A 19,747-nucleotide genomic window follows, 5' to 3' on the forward strand; every position below is an offset into this window, starting at 1 on the left:
ACAGGCTCGGCAAGCGGTCAGTCGTGCAACAGCACACCGGTCATCAGGACGCCGTGGGCCAGGTTGAGGACTCCGTCGCAGCCGGGGTAGCCGACCCTCGCCAGCCCGCCGGAGGCGTGCCGGCCGAACAGGTACGGAGCGAGGGAGTACGGCACCTCCGCCGTCACCGTCTCGCCCGTCTCGATCTGCACGAAGTCCATCGACACCCGGTCGGTCGGCAGGTACTCCTGAAGGATCGCACCGCCCTGGTCGACGGCGGCCCGCAACCCGTCGGCCCAGTCCGTCGGGCTCAACTCCGGGCCGAGCAGCACGCCGTGCCCGGCGGAACCATCGGCCGGTTTGGCCACCAGCTTCGCCTGGTCGGCGATCGCCCGGTCGAGCACCGCGGCGGTCAGCGGCACCGTGTACGGCACGTGCCGACGGATCAGCGTCTGGTCGTCGGCGGGTAGCCCGTCCACGTCCTCCCACAGCCACGCGAAGGTGGTCTTGTTGCCGAGCAGCCAGGCCGCCGCCGAGACGAACATCGGCAGCGTGCCCGCCGCGAGGGCACCGGCCACCGCGTCCAAACCGGCGGTCGGGGTGACCCGGTTGGGCACGAACAGCCGGAACAGCGCGTCGACCGGCGCGCCGTCGACCACCAGGCGACTGTCGGCGTCCAGGGTGGCGGTGGAGACCGGGGCGATGACCAGGTCGATGCCGAAGTCCCGGGCCCGTACGGCCAGTGGGTCGAGGATCCGGATGAACGTCTGCGGGTCGTCCAGACCGGGGTAGTCGGCGTCGAAGTCCATCAGCAGCGCCACCCGGGCGCCTTCGGGCAACCGCAGCTCCTCGCGGATCGCCACGAACCGTTGGTCGAGCAGTGACGGTGCGGCCCGCGCCGGCAGGTCGTCCAGGATGCCCTGCTCCTGGTAGAGCCGCGCGAACCGCTGGATCACGGTGTCGGCGTCGAAGCCGCCACCGAGGCTGCTGTCGATGTTGTACTCGACGAACTTCGGCACCCCCGCCGAGAAGATCACGTCCGGCCGGTACGCGGCCAGCAGCGCCTCGCTCAGCGGCTCCGACTCGTCCAGCAGGCGGGTCTCCCCCGCCGGTACGTCGAGCAGCCGGCGCAGCTCACCGGCGGTGCCCGCCCGACGACGGCAGGCGTCGAGGATCAGTTGGGCGAGCCGGTCGCAGACCTCGTTCAGCTCCCGCCAGGCGTCGGCGGTCAGGACCGGGGGGCGGGCCAGCCGCCACTGCTTGTTGTAGGTGGCCCGGCCGTGGAAGACCTGCTCCCAGGCCGCCGCCCCACTGGTCACCATGGCTCGTCGGGCCGGCTCCGGCAGGTCGGTCCAGGCACGGTCGGCCGCCGGCCACGCGTAGTTGGGGTCGATCATGATCCGTCCTTCATGGTCAGGTGGATGGCGGTGGCGAGCTGGTCCCGGGACGGTTGCACGGCCCGGTCCAACGCCGGCGCGAACGGCAGCACCGCCCCGTCCGGGCGGGTGACCCGGCGGGGAGGGGCGAGCAGTCGGACGCGCTCCACCACCGAGGCGATGATCTCGGCGGCCATGCCGCAGGAGCGGTTGGCGTCGTCGACCACCACGAGCCGCCCGGTGCGCGCCACCGACTCGGTGAGGCCGTCGATGTCGAACGGGTACAGCGTGCGCGGGTCGAACACCTCCACCGAGACCTGGTCGGCCAGCTCCTCGGCCACCGCGAGCGCGTCGTGCACCAGGTGCCCGACCGCGACCACTGTGACGTCGTCGCCGAAGCGGTGGATCCGGCCCCGGCCCAGCGGCACCGGGGTCAGGTCCTCGACGTCCTCCCGCAGGTCCATCGCGCCGGCCGGGGCGAACACCACCACCGGGTCGTCGTGGCGGATCGCGGTGACCAGCAGCCCGTACGCGTCGGCCGGGGTGGCCGGCACGACGGTGACCACGCCGACGTGCGCGAAGAGACTGTACGGGTGGTCGGAGTGCTGCCCGGCCCAGCCCGTGCGCGAGCCGGAGCCGGGGACCAGGTAGGTGACCGGGACGGCGCACTGCCCACCGGTCATCAGCGGGAACTTGTGGGCGTGGTTGACGATCTGCTCGAAGACCAGGAACAGCAGCGACGGGATCTGGAACTCGATCACCGGCCGCAACCCGGCCAGCGCCGCGCCGGTGGCGAAGCTGGTGAACGCCTGCTCGGACAGCGGGGTGTCGCGTACCCGCTCGGTCCCGAAGCGCTTGGCCAGGCCGGTGGTCACCATCGACGCCCCGACCTGGACGTCCTCGCCGAGCAGAAACACCGCCTCGTCCCGGGTCAGCTCGTCGGCGAGTGCCCGGGTCAGCGCCCGGCGGTACGACAGTCGGGGCACCTCAGCCACCTCCGGTGCGGGCGGTCATTCAGCCACCTCCGGTGCATGCGGTCATTCAGCCACCTCCGGTGCGGGCGGTCATGCCGCTGGCGTACAGGTAGGCCAGGGCGTCGGCCGGGTCGGGTTGCGGGCTGGCCAGGGCGAAACGCACGGCCGCGTCGAGGGTTTCCTCGACCTCGGCGTCCACTGCGGCACGGTCGACGTCGGAGAGGCGCTCACCCTGGATACGCACCGGGTCGCGGGCCCGACCCCGGGTCACCTCGTCGGGCGGGCGGTAGTCGAGGCGTACCGCGTGCTCGAAGGTGTGGTGGACGTCGAAGCGGTAGGTACGGGCCTCGATCAGCTCGGGACCGCCGCCGGCGCGCATCCGGTCGACGGCGGCGGCCGCGGCGACGCGTACCGTCTCGGGGTCCTGGCCGTCGACCTGGACGGCCGGGACGCCGAACGCGGCGGCCCGGCCGGTGATGCTGCCGGCCACCGCGCCGGCGACCGGCATGGTGGTGGCGTAGCCGTTGTTCTCGCAGACGAACAGCACCGGCACCCGCCAGAGCGCGGCCAGGTTGAACGCCTCCAGCAGCATCCCCTCGTTGACCGCGCCGTCGCCGAAGAAGCTCACCCCGACGGTGTCGCGCCCCCGATGGCGGTGGGCCCAGACCGCACCCGTGATGATCGCCCCGGAGGCCCCCACGATCGCGTTGGCGCCGAGCACGCCGAGGCTGAAGTCGGCGGCGTGCATCGAACCGCCCCGCCCGGCGTTGAGGCCGGTGACCCGACCGCACAGCTCGGCGAGCATCCGGGTCGGGTCCGCGCCCCGGGCCAGGACGTGCCCGTGTCCGCGATGGGTGCCGGCGATCACGTCGTCGGCACCCAGGGCGGCGCAGACGCCGGCGGCGATCCCCTCCTGACCGAGGTACGGGTGGATGCCGCCGACGATCTGCCCGCCGTGGACCAGCTCCACCGCCCGTTCCTCGAACCGGCGGATCAGCCGGACCGTGCGGTAGAGCCGGACCGGGTCGGCGTCGGTCACGCCGGTCCCTTGATGGCGGCGAGGATGTCGTCCCAGAGTCGGGCCCGGGCGGTGAGGGCGGTGTTGACCGTGTCGGCGCACTCCTGCCACTTGGTGTCGTCGTCGCCGCACAGGTCGGCGAGCATCTGCATGGCCATCGGGGTGTGCTGTTCGCCGTCGACCTCGATGTGCCGCTCCAGGTAGTCGACGAACGTGTGCAACCGGTTGCTGCGCTCGTTGACCGAGACGACCTGCGTGAACATGTCCGGGATGAGGTCCTCACGACCGAACGCGAAGGCCGCCGCCTGGCAGTGCACCGGTGTCGACTCGATGATCCGCCAGGTGGTGGCGGCGAACCTCGCCGACGCGGCCGGCACCCCGGCCTCGGTGAGCGCGTCGGTCACCGGCCGGCCGGCGCGCAGCAGGTCGACGAGGGCGTTCACGGCCGTGGTGTCCGCGCCGGCCTCGACCATGCCCTGCACGTACAGCTCGAAGTGGCTGATGTAGCCGCCGCCCAGCTCGTCGCTCTCCTCGACCATGACGATGTCGTTGATGAGGCGGCGGCTGCCGGTCGGGCCGGTCGGGATCCACGGCACGGTGACGCAGGTCAGCTGCCGTTGCAACGACTTCAGCAGGGACATGAAGTCCCAGACCGCGAAGACGTGGTGCTGCATGAAGGTGACCAGCGCCTCATGGGTGTCCAGGTTGGCGTAGAGCGGGTGCTTGACCACCACGTCACGGCGGTCGGTCACCGCCTTTTCCAGCCGTTCGATGCCCGGGTGGGTCCTACCCCAGTCGTAGCGTGACATGTCAGCCTCCCTGTTGGGCGCGGTGGCGCCAGATGACCGGGCAGTAGTCGGGGTCCGCGTAGTCGGGCCGCCCCTCGTGGGTGCGGCGGACCAGCACGTCGTGGTTGTACGCGGCGAGCGTGCCGTCGGAGAGCGGATACTCCCGCCAGGCGTTGTCGCCGTCCTGCAGGTGCAGCGAGATCGCCTGTCGGGGGCGACCGCTGACGTTGGGGCCGCTGCCGTGATAGGTGCGGCAGTGGTGGAAGCTCACGTGTCCCTTGGGGATCACCATGGGGATCTTGCGGATCTCCGCGCCGTTGTACGCGGCGTTCTCGGCCAGCATCTCCTCCAGCTGGCTGCGGTCCCGGTCGGCGAAGTGCCGCACCACTGTGTCGTCGGCGCCGATTTCCTTCCACCGGTGCGAGCCGTCGACCATGGTGATGGTGCCCATCTCCTCCCCACAGTCGTGGAACGGGATGAACGCGGTGAGCATCTTCTCCGACGACGAGGACGCCCAGTAGTGCTTGTCGAAGTGCCAGGGCACGATGTTGCTCGGCTCGCCGGAGATCGGCGGCTTGTAGATCAGCGTGGACTGGAAGACCCGGATCTCGTCGGCCTGGGCGAGCCGGGCCGCCACCGCCCCGACCAGCGGCTTACGCAGGATCGCGCCCAGCCCGTCGTGCTCGTGGTGGACGTAGTCGTTGTGCCGTTGCACCGGCCCCGACGACGGCTCCCAGTAGGCCAGCTTCGGGGGCCGCACCGGCAACCGCCGGTCCCGCTCACCGTCGTAGTAGCGCTGCGCGGCGGCGGCGAGGGCGTCCACCTCGTCGTCGGTGAACACCTTCTTCGACAGGTACCAGCCGTGCTCGGCGTAGTGCCGCACGTCGTCGTCGGACGGCAGCAGGGCCTGCTCCTCGGCGGTCAGCGTCGGTTCGTAGCCGGTCACGCTCACGCCCCCACCCCCTGTGGTGTGGCCGCCACCGCGGCCAACTCCCGTTCCTTGGCCTCGTAGAGCGCCTTGATGTTGCCGCTGCCGAAGCCCCGCGCGCCGCGCCGCTCGATCAGCTCCAGAAAGAGCGTGCGGCGTACGTGCATCGACTCGGCGAAGATCTGCAACAGCTGGCCGTCGTGGTCGGAGTCGACCAGCACGCCCAGCTCGCGCAGCCGGTCCAGTGGGGCGTCCACCCGACCGACCCGTGCTTCGAGGGAGTCGTAGTAGCTGCCGGGTGTGCCGGCGAAGCGCACCCCGCGCCGGCCCAACGCCTCGACCGCGGTGAGGATGTCGTCGGTGCGCAGCCCCAGGTGCTGCACTCCCCCGCCGGCGTGCTGGTCGAGGAACGCGTCGATCTGCCCCGGCCGCCGGGCCCGGTCCGGTTCCAGCAGCACCACGGTGACCCGCCCGGACGGGCTCTGCACCACCTTGGAGTTCATCCCCTGCCCGTCGACCTCGATGTGTTCCTCGAAGATCTCCGCGAAGTCGAACAGCTTCTCGAAGTGCCGGACCGTCTCGTCGAGCTGACCGGGCGGCACGCAGACCGCCAGGTGGTCGATCTCGGCGAGCACCGGCGGATGACCCTCCCCACCGGACGGTGCCGGTGTGATGACGCCGGGCAGGAACTCGGCCCGGTCACCGCGGCGCTGCACCAGCCGGTGCCGCACGTCGGCGAAGCCGTCCACCTCGGCGGTCACCACCTCGGCGTCCGCACCGGTGACGGTGGTCGGTGGCGTCACCCCGGTCGCGCCGCGGCCCACCAGCTCGGCGTACGCGGACGCGACGTCGTCGACCTCGACCCCGACGACGGCGATGCCGTCACCGTGGCGCTGGACGTATCTGGCCGCCGGATGCTCGGCGCTGAGCCCCGAGGTGAGCAGCAGTCGGATGTCGCCGTGGCAGAGCAGCAGCGAGCGCTGCCCTTCCAGCCCGGTCTCCGGGCCACCCTGGCCACAGATCTCGAAGCCGACGGCGGTGCTGAAGTAGAAGGCCGCCTGTCGGGCGTCCCCCACGTAGAGTTCGATGTGGTCGATACCACGGATGTCCATGTCCCCTGAAACCCCTCCCACACATTTCCCCCGTGTTGCCGTCCGGGCGCGCCCGCCCGGGATGCCGCGTCGATCACCTCCTCGGCTCGGCGACGCGCGCGAGCAGCAGGCTCACGTTCTGACCGCCGAACCCGAACGAGTTGGTGACCGCGTACTCCGGGTCGGCCTTGCGGGGCGCGCCACGGATGTGGTCCGCCGGGCAGGCCGGGTCCGGGTCGTCGAGGTGGTACGTCGGCGGCAGCAGCCCCCGACCGAGCGCCAGCGCGGTGACCGCCGCCTCCAGGACCCCGGAGGCGCCGAGCAGGTGCCCGGTGAGCGCCTTGGTGGAGCTGACCGGCACACCGCCGACGCCGAACACGTCGGCGAGGGCGGTGGTCTCCGCGATGTCACCGAGCTTCGTCGCGGTGCCGTGCGCGTTGACGTAGCCGACCGCCGCCGCGGGCACACCGGAGCTGCGCAGCGCGCGCCGGATGCACGCGGCCGCGCCGGCACCGTCCGGGCGGGGTGCGGTCGGGTGGTACGCGTCAGTGGTCGCGCCGTGGCCGGCCACTTCGGCGTACGCGGTGACTCCGCGCGCCGCTGCGTGCTCGGCACGTTCCAGCACCAGCAGCGCGGCGCCCTCGGCCAGCACGAACCCGCTGCGGGAGGTGTCGAACGGCCGACTCGCCCGGGCCGGGTCGTCGCCGGCTCGGGCCAGGGCGCGCGCGTTGCCGAAGGTGTCGGCGAAGGTCGGGAACAGCGGTGCCTCGCTGGCCCCGCAGAGCACCACGTCGACCTCTCCGGTGGCGATGAGCCGAACCCCGTCGGCGACCGCCTGCGCGCCGGAGGCGCAGGCGGTGCCGACCGACGAGCTGTAGCCGCGGATGCCGTGCGCGATGGCGATCCGCGCCGCCGGCATGTTCGGCAGGATCCCGGTGAGCAGGTACGGGCTGACCGCCGCCCGACCCCGGGCCGCCCGGGCCAGCACCTGCGACTCCAGGGTCGCCATGCCACCGACACCGCCGACGATCACTCCGATCCGGTCGGGGTCGACGTCGCGGCCGACCTCGATGCCGGCGTCGGCGAGCGCGTCGGCGGCGGCGAGGAGTGCGAGCACCACGATCCGGTCCAGCACCCGGGTCTCCGGCCCGGACGCGACGGTGCGCGGGTCGATGTCGGGCAGCAGGCCGGCGACGTCCAACGACTCCCTGACCGGGTGCCCCTCGGGCGGGCGGGTCAGCCCGGAACGGCCGGTGGTCACCGCCTCGAAGGTCTCCTCGACGCCCCGCCCGACCGGGGTGAACAGACCCATCCCCGTGATCAGGGCGGTCACGCCGCCACTCCGCTTCGCTCCGCGCCGGTGCGAGGCTCCACGCTGCTGAGCTGCCTGATTCGCTCGCTCATGACGCCGCCTCGGTGAGGTAGCGCTCGCGCAGGACCACCTTGCGGACCTTGCCGGTCACCGTGACCGGGATGTCCGCGGAGCGCACCGGCACGACCCGGCGCAGCGTGTCGCCGACGTCCGCGCCCAGTGCGGCGCGGACCCGTTCGGTGCGGTCCTCGGCCTCGTCGGCGCCGGCGGCCAACTCCAGCAGCACGTCGGTGACCACACCGTCGGCCTCGGCGACGATCACCACAGTGCAGTCGGTGACGTCCGGGCAGGCGGCCAGGATGCGCTCCTCGGACAACGCGGTGAACAGGCGTCGGCCGTCACCGGCGTCGACCGAGTCCACCGCCCGGTCCAGGTGGTAGTAGCGCCCCTCGGCGTCGGTGCGGACCAGGTCGCCGGTGAGGTACCAGCCGCGCTGACGGAACCGGTACGTGGTGACCGAGTCGTTCCAGTAGCCACGGAACAGCGACGGCGAGTCGACGCCCAGGAAACCCACCTCGCCGGTCGGGACCGGTTCGCCGTCGGCGTCGAGCACCGCGACCCTGGTGAACTGGTACGGGCGGCCGATGCAGCGGCCGTACCGGTCGGTGTCGGCGCGGTGGGTGATGTGGAACATCGAGTGCCCCATCTCGCTGGAGCCCAGCCCGTCGATGAAGACCGAGCCGGGCACCCGCACCACGCCCTCGCGGGTGACCGTGTCCCGGGAGCCGACCGCGACCAGCCGCCGGATGTGCGGCTCGTGCGAGCAGTCGCCGGTGTTGAACCACAGCCGCACCGAGTCCAGGTCGTACCCGGACAGGTCGAAGCGGGCCAGCTCGGCCCAGGTGACCGAGAACCCGAACACGCCATCGGGGTGCCAACGTTGGATCGCGTCGAGCACCCGCTCACCGTCCTGTTCGGACAGCAGCAGCATCTGCGCGGAGTTGCCCAGCGCCTGGTTGACCATCAGCACGGTGGCGGTGTGCGGGGCGGGCAGCGCGTTGAGGATCCGGGTGGTGCCCTGCGCCTGGGGCATGGTGAGCAGGTGCCGGGTGGCGGCGAAGAGGCTGGCGTGCGAGTGCAGCACCGCCTTGGGCACCCCGGTCGTGCCGGAGGTGTGGGTGATCACGATCGGGTCGTCTGGGTGGTGCCGGTAGTGCGCCGGGGCGGCGGACGGGTCACCCGTACCGGCCTGCGCGGGGGTGCCGAGCAGGGGTACGCCCAGGTCGTGCCCGGCCAGCTGCGCGGTGTGCGCGTCGTCGGCGAGCACACCGACGCCCCGCAGCCGACGGATGTACTCGGCGGCGATCTCCGGACGGAGCTTGCCGTTCATCAGCGCCGGAATCGCCCCGAGGCGGGCCAGCGCCAGGAAACTGAGCACCATGTCGGCGGCGGCGGTGGCCCAGACGGCGACCGGGTCGCGGGGACGTACCCCGCGCTCGTGCAGCCAGGCCGCACGAGCGGCGACGCGCTCGTCGAGCCGACCCAACGTGAGCGGCTCCTCGGCCGGGTGCCCGTCGACGGCCGTGTCGAAGGTCAACCCGGGGCCGTCCGGGTCGGCGCCGTGTGCCAGCACCCGGGCCAGGACGTTGCCCGCCCCCACCTCGGTGTCGGCGGCCAACGCGCCCCGCAGTCCTCGTGTCCTCATGGTCGTCCTTCTCCCCCCAGCAGCACCGCGACCGCCTCGGTCGACGCGTCGGGCGCCTGTTCGATCAGGATCAGCAACGCCTCGTCGGCGTCGCCGTCGTACCGCAGCAGGTCCGCCTCGGCGGTGCCGTCGGCGTACGGGTCACCGGTCGGGCTCAGGCAGACCACCGGGCCGCGCAGGCCCCAGCGGGCCGCGAGGTGCCCGGCGACGCTGTTGGGCACCGACTGGAAGAAGAACAGTGGGCCGATCCGCCCGCCGGCCTCCACAGCCGCCCGTACGTGCTCCGCGCTGGTGCGATCACCACTGGCGCTGACCAGCACGATCGCGGTCCGCTTCCACGGGGGCACGCCGGCAACCCCGTACCCGCGCCCCAGACACCGCTCCGCCACCGCCACCACCACCGGTGCGAACTGCGAGGACACGAACCCGGGGACGCCCGGCGCCGGCCCGTCGTCGCCCGCCTCGGGCCACCGCGCCTGCGCCAACACCCTCGTCCCCCGCTCCGCCGACCCCGCACCGACGGGTGCCGTCTCGGGTTCATCGGGGCGGACGGTGGACGACCGCCCGGTCATGGCGCGCCGACCAGGAGGGCGGTGTTCGCGCCGCCGAACGCCGCGTTGAGGGTCAGCGCGTGCGTCGTGGTCGTCCGGCGGGAGTGGTCCGTGATGACGTCCAGGGGGCACGCCTCGTCCGGGGCCAACCAGCCGGCGTTGACCGGCAGTTCGCCCTGCCGCAGCGCGAGCGCGGTGACCACCAGTTCGAGCAACCCGGACGCCTCCAGGGCGTGCCCGTGCACCGACTTCGTGGAGCTGACCGGGACCTGCGCGGCGTGCGCGCCGAGAACCCGGCGCAGGGCTGCCGCCTCGGCGGCGTCGCTCTGTGGGGTGCCGGTGGCGTTGGCGTTGACGTAACCGACGGCCTGCGGCGGCAGCCCGGCCCGGCGCAGCGCGGCGTCGACCGCACGGGCCAGGCCGGCACCGGTCGGGTCCGGCTGGCACGGATGGAACGCGTCCCCGGCCCGCCCCCAGCCCACCACGGTGGCCAGTGGCTCGACGCCCCGCCGCCGCCCGACGCTGGATTCCAGCACCACCGCGGCCACGCCGTCGCCGAGCAGCAGCCCGCGTCGGTGGGCGCTGAACGGGCGGACCGCCCCGTCCACCGCGAGGGCCCGGCCGGCGTCGAACAACGCGAACTGGTCCGGCTCCACCAGGTAACCGGCGGCGACCACCACCCGGTCGACGTCACCCCGGGCGATCAGGGTCGCCGCGTCGGCCACCGCTGTGCTCGCCGACACGCAGGCGCTGGTGTAGACCCGGGTGTGCCCCGAGAGCCCACACGCCGCGGCGAGCTGGTCGGCGAGCGCACCCGGGGTGGGGCCCCCTCCCGGTGCCGGTCCGCCGTGCACGGCGAGCAGCAGAGCGCACTGCTCGCGCTGCGCACCGGCCAGGCCGGCCGCGCGGCACGCCGCCTCGATCGCGGCGGCCAACTCGTCGCCGAGCGAACCGACCTCGGGCAGGGTTGCCGCCACGGTGACCCTGCGGGCGGCGGTGTCGAAGCGGCGTACCGCGCCGAACGCCGGCACACCGGCCAGCACGCCGGCGAGCTGCGCCTCGGCGCCCCGACCAAGGGCACTGACCGCGTGTACGCCGGTGAGCTGGGTGACGCGCGGCTCAGCCATCTGCGGGGGTGGTCAGCGACGCCCGGAACACCGCCAAGGCGTCGTCGACGGTGCGGATGCCGGCCAGCTCGTCGTCGGTGAGGTCGAGCTGGCGGTCGAAGCGTTGCTCGACGAGGTGCACCAGCCAGGCCAGCTCCATCGAGCCGATCCGGTCGGGCACCTCGGCGGCCGGTTTCGTGGTGAGTTCGGCGAGCATCGTCAGCAGGTCAGCTCGCCCCAGGTCGGGCTGACCGTCCATCAGGCTTTGTCGCTCGTCGCCTCGGTGACCCGGTTGGCGACCATGGTGGTGAACTCGCCGACCGTCATCAGGGCCAACTGCTCCGACTCGTCGTCGGCGAACGTCACGCCGTACCGGTCCTCGACCCGGACGGACAGGTCGGCCAGGGCGAGCGACTCCAGGTCGACGCCGGCGGGGCCGAGCGTGGTGTCGTCGTCGAGCCCCTCGACGTCGTAGTTCATGTCGGCGAGCTGCTCGACGACGAAGGCGCGGACCTCGGCTCTCATGGATACCCTCTCTGCGTGGGTCAGCTGACGGCGTCCGGTCGGGACACCGCCTACGTGTGGGTCGGTCGGGATACCGGCGGTCAGCCGGATCCGGCCGCTGAGCTGCTGTGCCAGGCGGGACGCCTGCTGCTCGACCGCCCGATGGCCGAGCTGGTGCTGACGCACGGCCCGGGTGGGCGGCCGCTCGTCCGGGCCAGCGATGACCCGGCCGGGTCGGTCGGGTTGCCGGTCAGCGTCAGCCGCACCGCCGGGCTGGTGGTGGTCGCCGCCCGCCGTGCCGGCGCAATCGGCGTGGACGTGGAGCGGGTGCGCCCGCTGCCCGCGCTCGCGCTGGCCCGCCGCTGGTTCCCGCCCGCCGAGCTGACCTGGTTGGCCGATCGGCCCGAGGCTGGCCGGGCGGTGGACTTCCTGCGGCTGTGGACTGCGAAGGAGGCGGTCGGCAAGGCGCTCGGGCAGGGCCTGCGCGGCGGCGGACTGCGCCGGGAGATGCCGCCCCCGGGGCTGCCGTGGCGACCGGTGCCCGGTGCCGAGGCCCTGTGGGTCGGCCACCCGGAGTTGGGCGGTGACCTCGTCCTGGCGGTCGCGGTGCACGCCACCGGGCAGGTCGACGTCGAGGTGGTGCAGCGGACCGGTCAGGGTGCCGTCGAGGTGGTGCAGCGGACCGGTCACGGTGCCGTCGAGGTGGTGCAGCGGCCCGGTCACGGGGTGGCCGCCGTGCGCAGCGCGTCGGTCGAGCGGACCAGCTTGCCGGTGGTGGTACGGGGCAACTGGTCGAGCAGGTGCAGCACCCGGGGCCGCTTGTAGCCGGCCAACCGCTCGGTGAGGAGCTTGTCCAGCGTCTCCTCCGACAGCGGGCCGTCGGGTTGGACGTACGCGGTGATGCCGTCGTCCCACACGACCACCGCCGCGGTGACCCCGGGCAGCTCGGCGACTGTCGCCTCCACCTCGGTCAGGTCGACCTTCATCCCACCCACGGAGACCTGCGAGTCGAGCCGGCCGCGCACGGTGACCAGGCCGGTGGCGGGGTCGACGGTGCCGGCGTCGCGGGTGTGCAGCCAGCCGTCGGCCCAGCGGGTCGGGTCGCTCAGCCCCACGTACGGCGACGCCGGGCAGGACACCCACAGCTCGCCGTCGGTCTCGCGGACTTCGATGCCGGGCGCCGGGACGATCGACGGTCGGTGCGATCCGTGCAGGTCGGTGCCGATCACACCGACCTCGGTCATCCCGTACATGTTGCCCAGCGGCACGCCGTACCGGTCGGTGAACGCCTGGGCGACCGCGGCCGGCACCAGCTCGCCGCCGGTGGTCATCCGCTTGAGCTGCGGCAGCGGACCGGTGGGTCGGGTGGAGGCGAGCAGTCCGATGTGGAACGGGACGCCCAGCACGGTGGCGGGCGTCGCGCCGGCGCTGATCGCGGCCAGCACGGCGTCGCCGCTGAGCCGCTCCGGCGGCACCAGCTCGACCCCGGCGTGCAGGCCGTAGAGCAGGCCGCCGACCAGGCCGAGCACGTGCACCATCGAGGGCAGCAGGATGATCCGTTCGCCGGGCAGTGCCACCCCGTCGATCCGGGTGTAGCGGTGCACCTCGGCAACCAGGTCGGCGGCAGTGCGGCCGATCACCTTGGACGGTCCGGTGGAGCCGGAGCTGAGCTGGATCACGGCGTGGCCACTGACCGCCGGGCCGTCGGCGTACCGGGAGACGCCCTCGGTGACGTCGACGAAGATCCGCAACGCTCCGCCGCCGCTGCGGACCGGCGCGACGACCACCTGTGGGGTGAGCCGGGTCAGCGCGCGGTCCACCTCGTGGTCGGTCAGTCGGTGGTCGAGCAGGATCGCCTGCGCCCCGGCGCGCCAGGTCGCCAGGAGGTTCACCACGTACGCCAGTGACGGCGGCAACCGCAGCGCGGCAGCGCCACCGGGGCGCAGTCCGGCCGCGACGAGGCGGTCCTGCGCGGCGGTGACCAGCCGGTGCAGGGTGGCGCGGTCGATCGGCTCGGGCAAACGGAGACAAATGTCGGTCGGGCGGCCGGCGAACAGGACTTCGTCCACCCATCCTGGGTCGGTCGCCGTAGGATCTTCTGTCGTCACTGCCGTTCACCGCCCAGCATGAAATAGGGCAAATATGCCCATGACGTACGCTTGTCGGGGTGCTGCGGGGAACCATACGACGCCCCGCGCGGCCATTGCTAGATGCAAATGGCTGGATCAAAAGAAGCGGCCAGCCGGATTGCCGACAGCCCGTTCGACGGGCAGGATCAGGCGCGTGCCTCGGCAGATCGTCACCGTGGGATGACCCCTCGTACAACCGTCGTGCGGCCCCATCCGGACGGCCGATGGTGCCACCGGGTGAGCCCGACGAGGGTTGCGAGTCGCGCCACGCTGGTGGCTGCGCGGCCGCTGTGGGCGATCTCGGCGATGAGGGTACGGGCCGGCAGGCCGGTAGCGGATCGCGGGAGGCGCGACGGCGTCGGCGTGGGCCAGGGCGCGCCCGGGGGGCGGCGAGATCGCCGACGCCGGGGCAGGCGCGGGCGGCGTCGATGAGGTGGGCGGCGCGATGCTCGGCGAGTGGTCGGCGGCAGGACCGAACGCGGTGCGGTGCGGGTCGTCGGTGCCCGTTCGCCCGGCCACGAGCCCTCACGGTGGGCGGGGACGTGACACCAGCCTGCCGCTCTTGCCGGCGACTACCGCCGCACACGCCGCCTCACCCGCGACAGCTGACAATCCTGGACAGTTTCCGTTACCCCGTAACGGAAACTGTCCAAGATCTACCCTGCCAGCTCTCCGTCACGCCGCTACCGACGTCGTCGGCACAGTCAGATCATCGGACGCACCAACGCCTCCGCTCATCGAACCGTCCAGATACGCCGGCTGGCACAGGTGAGCGCGACCATCTCGGCGGCCCGAGGGCCGTCAGGCGAGCGCCGGCGTCTGCGCGTGGATGTGGAACCGCAGGGAGCGGGCGTCGGTGAAGCACTCCCGCATCGGGCGCACCAGGTCCCGGTGTTCCGGGCTGCGTTCCCAGCTCTCGAAGTCGGCCAGACTCGCCCACTCGCTGGTGATCAACCACTGCTCCGGGTCGGTCGACGAGCGGCACACCTGGTCGACCAGGTGCCCGGGCACGCCGCCGGCCACCAGATGCCGCACCTGCTCGTACGCGGCGAGGAACTGCTCGGTGCGCGGCACCGGCACCCGCACCAGAAAGACCACCCGGGCCCGCTGCTCACTCATGACGCCTCTCCCCTCATCGGTGCGGCCCCCCGCAGGACCAGCGCGCTGTTGAACCCGTCGAAGCCCCGCGCGCACACCAGCGCGAGCCTGCTGCGCGGCCGGCGGTGCTCCCGCAGGAAGTCCAGCTCGCACCCGTCGGCCACCTCGTCCGGGCCCGCCGACGCCGGCAGCGTGTCGTGCGCGAAGGCGAGCAGCGCGGTCGCCACGTCCAACGCCGAGCCTCCCTGGTACGCCCGCCCGGTCAGCGACTTCTGGGTGGTCACCGGAGGCGGCCGGTCGGCGAACACCGCCCGCAGCGCCTCGGCCTCGCTGCGGTCGTAGCGGGGCACACCGAGCGCGTCGGGCAGCACCACGTCCACCCCGGCCGCCGCGACGCCCGCCCGGTCCAGTGCCAGCCGCATCGCACGCGCGTACTGCGCCGGATCGCCGGCACTGTCCGCCGTGGTGTGCGCGGCGTCGTGGGTGGAGCCCCAACCGCTCACCTCGCCGTAGACCCGGGCTCCCCGGGCCAGCGCGTGCCCCAGCTCCTCCACCACGAACACCGCTCCCCCCTCCGCCGGCAGGTAGCCGCTGGCCGTGGCGTCGAACGGCCGGTACGCCCGCTCCGGGTCGGCGACGTCGCTGAGCAGCCCGGAGCGCAACTGGCAGGCCAGCGCGTACGGGCTCAGCGGGCACTCGGTGGCCCCGGCTATCACGACCGGAGTGCCCCGGCGCACCGCGCGGGCCGCGTGCGCGAGGCTGTCCAGCCCGCCGGCCGCCTCCGCGACCAGCACCCCGCTCGGGCCCTTGAACTGGTGGTGGATGGAGAGCTGCCCGACGCTCGCCGCGTAGAACCAGGCGATCGACTGGTACGCCCCGACCGTCCGCGACGACCCGCCCCACAGCCGTTGCAGCTCCCGCTGGCCGAACAGGTTGCCCCCCGACGAACTGGCCAGGGTCACCGCGTAGCCGTACGGGTCGGGGGCCCGCTCGGGCAGCCCGGCGTCGGCCAACGCCAGCCGGGTGGCGGCGAAGCCGAGGTGCGTCCACCGGTCGGTCTGCACCAGCTGTCGGCTGTCCGCGTAGGAGTCGGCGGTGAAGCCGGGCACCTCCCCGCCGAATCGGGTCGGGTAGCCGGACGGGTCGAACAGCGTGATCGGCCCGGTCCGGCGGGTGCCGGCCAGCACCGTACGCCAGTGGGCGTCCGCGCCGATGCCGCTGGGCGCCACCACACCGATGCCGGTCACCACCGCGCGGGCGGTGCTCACGCCGTCGGTGTGTAGGACGCCCCGGTGCTGCGCGGTGCTCACGCCGCCACCGTTCCGGGCAGGCGGCGGAACACCATCGCCGACTGGAAGCCGCCGAACCCGCTGCCCACCGAGAGGGCCACGTCCACCGGGACCTCCCGCGCCTCGTTCGGCACGTAGTCCAGGTCGCACTCCGGGTCCCTGGTGCTCCAGTTCGCCGTCGGGGGCACCACGCCGAACTCGATGGCCAACGCGCACGCGGCCATCTCGATCGACCCGATCGCGCCGAGCGAGTGCCCGACCATCGACTTGATCGAGCTGATCGGCACCCGGTACGCGGCCTGGCCCAGCGCCCGCTTGAACGCGGCCGTCTCGTGCCTGTCGTTCTGCCGCGTGCCTGAGCCGTGCGCGCTGATGTAGGAGACCTGCTCGGGCAGGATCCTGCCCTGCTTGAGCGCGTCGGTGACGGCCAGGCCCATCTCCAGCCCGTCGGGGCGTAGCCCGGTCATGTGGAAGCCGTTGCTGCGGCTGGAATAGCCGGACACCTCGCAGTAGATGTGCGCCCCCCGCCGCAGCGCGTGCCCGGCCTCCTCCAGCACCAGCACCGCCCCACCCTCGGCCAGCACGAACCCGTGCCGGTCGGCGTCGAACGGGCGGGAGGCGTGCGCCGGGTCGTCGTTGTCCGGGCTGGTCGCCTTGATCGCGTCGAACGAGGCAACGGTGACCGGCGAGATCGGCGAGTCGGCAGCCCCGGCCAGCATCACGTCCGCCTCACCGTCCACGATCATCTGGTGGGCGTAGCCGATCGCGTCGATGCCGGAGGTACACCCTGTCGACACGACCTGCGCCGGGCCGTGCAGCCCGTACCGGCAGGCCACGTCGGCGGCGAGGCTGCTGGGCACCAACGCCTGATAGAGGTACGGGCCGCCGCGCGCCGCGTCGACCAACCAGCGGCTGCCGTGCTCGCTGACCGTGACGTACTCCTGTTCCAGCGCCATCGTCCCGCCCACGGCGGTGCCCAGCACCACCCCCGCCCGGTTCCGCTCGGCGTCGGTCAGCACCAGTTGGGCGTCGGCGACCGCCTCCGCGGCGCAGGCCAGCGCGAACTGCACGTACCGGTCGGCCCGGCGTCGCTCCGCCTCGGTGAGCCCCGCCGCGACCGGGTCGAAGTCGCACTCCGCCGCGATCTGGGACCGGAACGGCGACGGGTCGAAGAAGCTGATCCGCCGGGTGGCGGTCCGCCCCTCGGTGATGGTCTTCCAGAAGCGGTCCCGGCTCGCGCCGCCCGGAGCGACCACCCCGACGCCGGTCACCACAGTGCGACGACCGGTCATGACCCGCCCCGCTGCTCGACCAACTCGGTGTCGACGTGCCCCAACTCGGGTCGGGGGGCGAGCGGGCCCAGGTGGAAGACCACCTCGGCCGGTTCGACGCCGGTGTTGCGCAGTCGGTGCCGCACGTTCACCGGGACGAACAATCCCTCCCCGGCGGCCAGGAGCGTCGGCTGGTCGTCCAGGTCGACGGTGATCGCGCCACGCACCACGTACAGGAACTCCTCGCTGTACGGGTGGTAGTGCTCGGCGATCCGCTCCCCCGGCGCGAGCGCGGCCACCCCGAGGAAGCCCGAGGTGCTGCCGACGGTGCGGGGGCCGAGCAGCACCCGCAGCTCACCGCCGCGACGCCGGTCGGCGGGTACGTCCCGGGCGGCGATCGGCCGGGTGCTCAGGTCACTCATCGTCGGCCTCCGTCGTCTCGTCGGTGGCCGCCGGGCGACCCTGGTCGGCGCGCTGCCGGGCGATCCGCTCCACCCGGTCCTTGATCACTGCGAGTTGGATGACGCTGTTGGTGTTGATCCGCTCGGTCATCCCGGCGTTGTCGACAGGTGCGGTCGGCTTCATCGCGAAGTCCTGCGTCCAGGTCATCCGGGTGCCGCCGGCCTCCTCGGTGTAGCGCCAGTGGATGCGCATGTACTCGAACGGCCCGGTTTCCACCCGGTGTGCCCGCACCTGGCGGCTCACCGGGTCGGCGGTGCGCTCACTGACCCAGCTCCACGACACCCCGTTCTCGTCGGGGTACATGGTGAGCCGGAACCGCACCGTGTGCCCGTCGCGGTGCAGGATCTCCACCACTGCGTACTCGGTGAACAGCTCCGTCCAGTTCGCCACGTCGTTGGTGACCTCCCAGACCAGCGCGAGTGGCGCGTCGAGGACCACGCTGTTCTCGGTGTGCCCGGGTGGGTCGGCGCGGCGGGTGACCAGGTCGGCCACCGCCGGAATGCTGAGCTGCCCGGCCTGCTCGGGAATGGTCACCTGCCACCGGTCGGCGACGACTGCGGAGAGCTCCAGCAGGGCGAGGGAGTCCATGCCCAGCTCCTCCAGCGACGCGGCGGGCGCCCGGGCCGCGGCGTCGGCGTCCAGCCCGCAGTGCGCCACCAGGATGTCGGTGATCTCGGCGGTCATCGGGCGACCATGGGTGACGGTCATCGGGTCCTCCTGTGGGTTGCGTCGGGCTTTGCGGCGGGCGCGGGGCGCGGGGCGGGGGTGGCCGTCGGCCGTTGCGCGGGCGCAGCACCGGGCACGCCGAGCAGACGATCGACCAGGCCCGTGGTGTAGCGGCCCTTGCGGAATGCGGCGTCGTCGAGCACCCGCCGGACGAACGGGATGGTGGTGTGCACGCCCGGCCCCGCGATGTCGAACTCGTCGAGGGCGCGCTCCAGCCGGTTGAGGGCCAGCTCCCGGTCGGGCGCCCAGACGATCACCTTCGCCAGCAGCGAGTCGTACCAGGGGCCGACCAGGTAGCCGGCGCTGGCGTGGGTGTCCACCCGGGTGAACGGTCCACCGGGTGGGGTGAAACGCTCCAAGCGGCCGGGAGCGGGAGCGAAACCGCGCTCGGGGTCCTCGGTGTTGACCCGGCACTCCACAGCGACACCGTGCAGGCGGATCTCCTCCTGCCGCCAGCGCAGCGGCACCCCGGCGGCGATGTGCAGCTGCTCGTGCACCAGGTCGATCCCGGTGACCATCTCGGTGACCGGATGCTCCACCTGGATCCGGCAGTTGATCTCCAGGAAGTGGAACCGTTCCTCGGCGTCGACCAGGAACTCCAACGTGCCGGCGCCGACGAAGCCGACCTCGAGGGCACCCCGCAGCGCCGTCTCGGCGATGGTGTCGAGAACGGCGGCGGGCAGTGCCGGGGCGGGCGCCTCCTCCACCAGCTTCTGGTGCCGACGTTGCACCGAGCAGTCCCGGGTGCCCAGGTGCACGCCGTTGCCGTGGGAGTCGCAGAGCACCTGCACCTCCACGTGCCGCGCCTCGGTGAGGTACCGCTCGACGTACACCCGGTCGTCGCCGAAGGCGGCCTGGGCGGCGGCCCGGGTGCGGGCGTAGGCCCGACGCAGCTCGCCCGGGGTGTGCACCACCGTCATCCCCCGGCCACCACCCCCGGCGGCGGCCTTCACGATCACCGGGTAACCGACCGCCTCGGCCACCTCGGCCGCGGCTGCGGCGTTCGGCACCGGCGCGATGCTGCCCGGCGACAGGGGCAGACCGGCGCGGCTCATCAGTGCCCGCGCCGACGACTTGTCGGCCAACGCGGCCATCACCGCCGGCGGCGGGCCGATGAAGATCAGCCCGTTGTCCGCGCAGATCTCGGCAAAGTCGGCGTCCTCGGACAGGAACCCGTAGCCCGGGTGCACGGCCTGCGCGCCCACCTGCCGGGCCGCCTCCACTATCGCCGCGGCGTTGAGGTAGCTGCGTCGGCTCGACGCCGGCCCGATCCGGATGGCCTGGTCGGCGAGTCGGACCGCCGCCGAATCGGCGTCTGCGGCGGAGTAGACCACCGCCGTCCGTACGCCCAGCTCCTTGCAGGCGCGCAGCACCCGCAGCGCGATCTCGCCCCGGTTGGCGATCAGGACGGTCTCGAACATGGTCAACCACCCCGCGCCG

Annotated in this window: 20 protein-coding genes; 1 reads left to right on the plus strand and 19 read right to left on the minus strand. The window is 72.9% G+C overall.

Annotated elements, in window-relative coordinates; translation table 11 throughout:
- Window positions 1–17 precede the first annotated feature (17 nt).
- From GA0070619_RS13255 to GA0070619_RS13310, 12 genes are all read right to left on the minus strand, one after another.
- The gene (locus GA0070619_RS13255; RefSeq protein WP_172862045.1) at window positions 18–1,376 is read right to left on the minus strand and encodes an ATP-grasp domain-containing protein; all 1,359 of its coding nucleotides are present in this window, start codon (window positions 1,374–1,376) and stop codon (window positions 18–20) included.
- Window positions 1,373–2,341, minus strand: coding sequence for an alpha-ketoacid dehydrogenase subunit beta (locus tag GA0070619_RS13260; protein WP_088951774.1), 969 nt, complete (start codon window positions 2,339–2,341; stop codon window positions 1,373–1,375). Before GA0070619_RS13260 ends, GA0070619_RS13255 begins: the two co-directional genes overlap by 4 nt.
- A 55-nt stretch (window positions 2,342–2,396) precedes the next feature.
- The gene (locus tag GA0070619_RS13265; RefSeq protein WP_088948341.1) at window positions 2,397–3,368 is read right to left on the minus strand and encodes a thiamine pyrophosphate-dependent dehydrogenase E1 component subunit alpha; all 972 of its coding nucleotides are present in this window, start codon (window positions 3,366–3,368) and stop codon (window positions 2,397–2,399) included.
- Complete coding sequence (locus GA0070619_RS13270; RefSeq protein WP_088948342.1) at window positions 3,365–4,156, minus strand: DUF3050 domain-containing protein; 792 nt, start codon at window positions 4,154–4,156, stop codon at window positions 3,365–3,367. The genes GA0070619_RS13265 and GA0070619_RS13270 overlap by 4 nt, the downstream gene beginning before the upstream one ends.
- 1 nt (window position 4,157) lies before the next feature.
- A complete protein-coding gene (locus GA0070619_RS13275) occupies window positions 4,158–5,087 on the minus strand; it encodes a phytanoyl-CoA dioxygenase family protein (RefSeq protein WP_088948343.1) in 930 nt (309 codons plus the stop codon).
- Window positions 5,084–6,175 (minus strand): 4-hydroxyphenylpyruvate dioxygenase, encoded by a 1,092-nt coding sequence (hppD, locus tag GA0070619_RS13280; RefSeq protein WP_088948344.1) that lies wholly within the window; start codon window positions 6,173–6,175, stop codon window positions 5,084–5,086. Before hppD ends, GA0070619_RS13275 begins: the two co-directional genes overlap by 4 nt.
- A 73-nt stretch (window positions 6,176–6,248) precedes the next feature.
- A complete protein-coding gene (locus tag GA0070619_RS13285; RefSeq protein ID WP_088948345.1) occupies window positions 6,249–7,487 on the minus strand; it encodes a beta-ketoacyl-[acyl-carrier-protein] synthase family protein in 1,239 nt (412 codons plus the stop codon).
- Window positions 7,488–7,554: 67 nt separating this feature from the next.
- Window positions 7,555–9,171, minus strand: a complete 1,617-nt coding sequence (locus GA0070619_RS13290) for a class I adenylate-forming enzyme family protein (protein WP_088948346.1) — start codon at window positions 9,169–9,171, stop codon at window positions 7,555–7,557.
- Window positions 9,168–9,659 carry a beta-ketoacyl synthase chain length factor gene (locus GA0070619_RS13295; protein WP_088948347.1) on the minus strand — a complete coding sequence of 164 codons (492 nt, stop codon included), beginning with the start codon at window positions 9,657–9,659 and terminating at the stop codon, window positions 9,168–9,170. Before GA0070619_RS13295 ends, GA0070619_RS13290 begins: the two co-directional genes overlap by 4 nt.
- Window positions 9,660–9,739: 80 nt before the next feature.
- Window positions 9,740–10,849: a beta-ketoacyl-[acyl-carrier-protein] synthase family protein gene (locus GA0070619_RS13300; RefSeq protein WP_088948348.1), complete on the minus strand. Its 1,110-nt coding sequence runs from the start codon at window positions 10,847–10,849 to the stop codon at window positions 9,740–9,742.
- Complete coding sequence (locus GA0070619_RS13305; RefSeq protein WP_088948349.1) at window positions 10,842–11,087, minus strand: hypothetical protein; 246 nt, start codon at window positions 11,085–11,087, stop codon at window positions 10,842–10,844. Before GA0070619_RS13305 ends, GA0070619_RS13300 begins: the two co-directional genes overlap by 8 nt.
- Entirely contained in the window at window positions 11,087–11,353 is a 267-nt protein-coding gene (locus GA0070619_RS13310) for an acyl carrier protein (RefSeq protein WP_088948350.1), read from the minus strand. Before GA0070619_RS13310 ends, GA0070619_RS13305 begins: the two co-directional genes overlap by 1 nt.
- A gap of 15 nt (window positions 11,354–11,368) precedes the next feature.
- Between GA0070619_RS13310 and GA0070619_RS13315 the strand changes: the two genes are divergently transcribed.
- Window positions 11,369–12,157: a 4'-phosphopantetheinyl transferase family protein gene (locus GA0070619_RS13315; protein ID WP_088948351.1), complete on the plus strand. Its 789-nt coding sequence runs from the start codon at window positions 11,369–11,371 to the stop codon at window positions 12,155–12,157.
- Here GA0070619_RS13315 and GA0070619_RS13320 read toward each other — a convergent pair.
- The 7 genes from GA0070619_RS13320 to GA0070619_RS13350 all read right to left on the minus strand — a co-directional run bounded on the left by GA0070619_RS13320 (window position 12,052) and on the right by GA0070619_RS13350 (window position 19,728).
- Entirely contained in the window at window positions 12,052–13,401 is a 1,350-nt protein-coding gene (locus tag GA0070619_RS13320) for a class I adenylate-forming enzyme family protein (protein ID WP_088948352.1), read from the minus strand. The genes GA0070619_RS13315 and GA0070619_RS13320 overlap by 106 nt on opposite strands.
- Window positions 13,402–14,262: 861 nt before the next feature.
- The gene (locus GA0070619_RS13325; RefSeq protein WP_088948353.1) at window positions 14,263–14,580 is read right to left on the minus strand and encodes an antibiotic biosynthesis monooxygenase family protein; all 318 of its coding nucleotides are present in this window, start codon (window positions 14,578–14,580) and stop codon (window positions 14,263–14,265) included.
- Complete coding sequence (locus GA0070619_RS13330) at window positions 14,577–15,827, minus strand: beta-ketoacyl synthase N-terminal-like domain-containing protein (protein WP_088951776.1); 1,251 nt, start codon at window positions 15,825–15,827, stop codon at window positions 14,577–14,579. Before GA0070619_RS13330 ends, GA0070619_RS13325 begins: the two co-directional genes overlap by 4 nt.
- 38 nt (window positions 15,828–15,865) lie before the next feature.
- Window positions 15,866–17,140, minus strand: a complete 1,275-nt coding sequence (locus tag GA0070619_RS13335) for a beta-ketoacyl-[acyl-carrier-protein] synthase family protein (protein WP_088948354.1) — start codon at window positions 17,138–17,140, stop codon at window positions 15,866–15,868.
- Entirely contained in the window at window positions 17,137–17,541 is a 405-nt protein-coding gene (locus GA0070619_RS13340) for a cupin domain-containing protein (RefSeq protein ID WP_088948355.1), read from the minus strand. Before GA0070619_RS13340 ends, GA0070619_RS13335 begins: the two co-directional genes overlap by 4 nt.
- A complete protein-coding gene (locus GA0070619_RS13345; protein WP_088948356.1) occupies window positions 17,534–18,289 on the minus strand; it encodes an SRPBCC family protein in 756 nt (251 codons plus the stop codon). Before GA0070619_RS13345 ends, GA0070619_RS13340 begins: the two co-directional genes overlap by 8 nt.
- Window positions 18,286–19,728: an acetyl-CoA carboxylase biotin carboxylase subunit gene (locus tag GA0070619_RS13350; protein WP_088948357.1), complete on the minus strand. Its 1,443-nt coding sequence runs from the start codon at window positions 19,726–19,728 to the stop codon at window positions 18,286–18,288. Before GA0070619_RS13350 ends, GA0070619_RS13345 begins: the two co-directional genes overlap by 4 nt.
- Window positions 19,729–19,747: the final 19 nt, after the last annotated feature.

It is taken from the genome of Micromonospora zamorensis, assembly GCF_900090275.1.
GTDB classification, from domain to species: domain Bacteria; phylum Actinomycetota; class Actinomycetes; order Mycobacteriales; family Micromonosporaceae; genus Micromonospora; species Micromonospora zamorensis.

Coding starts and splice junctions, on each gene's coding strand:
- GA0070619_RS13255 (WP_172862045.1), bottom strand. CDS start 1,376: ATGATCGACCCCAACTACGCGTGGCCGGCGGCCGACCGTGCCTGGACC.
- GA0070619_RS13270 (WP_088948342.1), bottom strand. CDS start 4,156: ATGTCACGCTACGACTGGGGTAGGACCCACCCGGGCATCGAACGGCTG.
- hppD (WP_088948344.1), bottom strand. CDS start 6,175: ATGGACATCCGTGGTATCGACCACATCGAACTCTACGTGGGGGACGCC.
- GA0070619_RS13290 (WP_088948346.1), bottom strand. CDS start 9,171: ATGAGGACACGAGGACTGCGGGGCGCGTTGGCCGCCGACACCGAGGTG.
- GA0070619_RS13300 (WP_088948348.1), bottom strand. CDS start 10,849: ATGGCTGAGCCGCGCGTCACCCAGCTCACCGGCGTACACGCGGTCAGT.
- GA0070619_RS13305 (WP_088948349.1), bottom strand. CDS start 11,087: ATGGACGGTCAGCCCGACCTGGGGCGAGCTGACCTGCTGACGATGCTC.
- GA0070619_RS13310 (WP_088948350.1), bottom strand. CDS start 11,353: ATGAGAGCCGAGGTCCGCGCCTTCGTCGTCGAGCAGCTCGCCGACATG.
- GA0070619_RS13325 (WP_088948353.1), bottom strand. CDS start 14,580: ATGAGTGAGCAGCGGGCCCGGGTGGTCTTTCTGGTGCGGGTGCCGGTG.
- GA0070619_RS13335 (WP_088948354.1), bottom strand. CDS start 17,140: ATGACCGGTCGTCGCACTGTGGTGACCGGCGTCGGGGTGGTCGCTCCG.
- GA0070619_RS13340 (WP_088948355.1), bottom strand. CDS start 17,541: ATGAGTGACCTGAGCACCCGGCCGATCGCCGCCCGGGACGTACCCGCC.
- GA0070619_RS13345 (WP_088948356.1), bottom strand. CDS start 18,289: ATGACCGTCACCCATGGTCGCCCGATGACCGCCGAGATCACCGACATC.
- GA0070619_RS13350 (WP_088948357.1), bottom strand. CDS start 19,728: ATGTTCGAGACCGTCCTGATCGCCAACCGGGGCGAGATCGCGCTGCGG.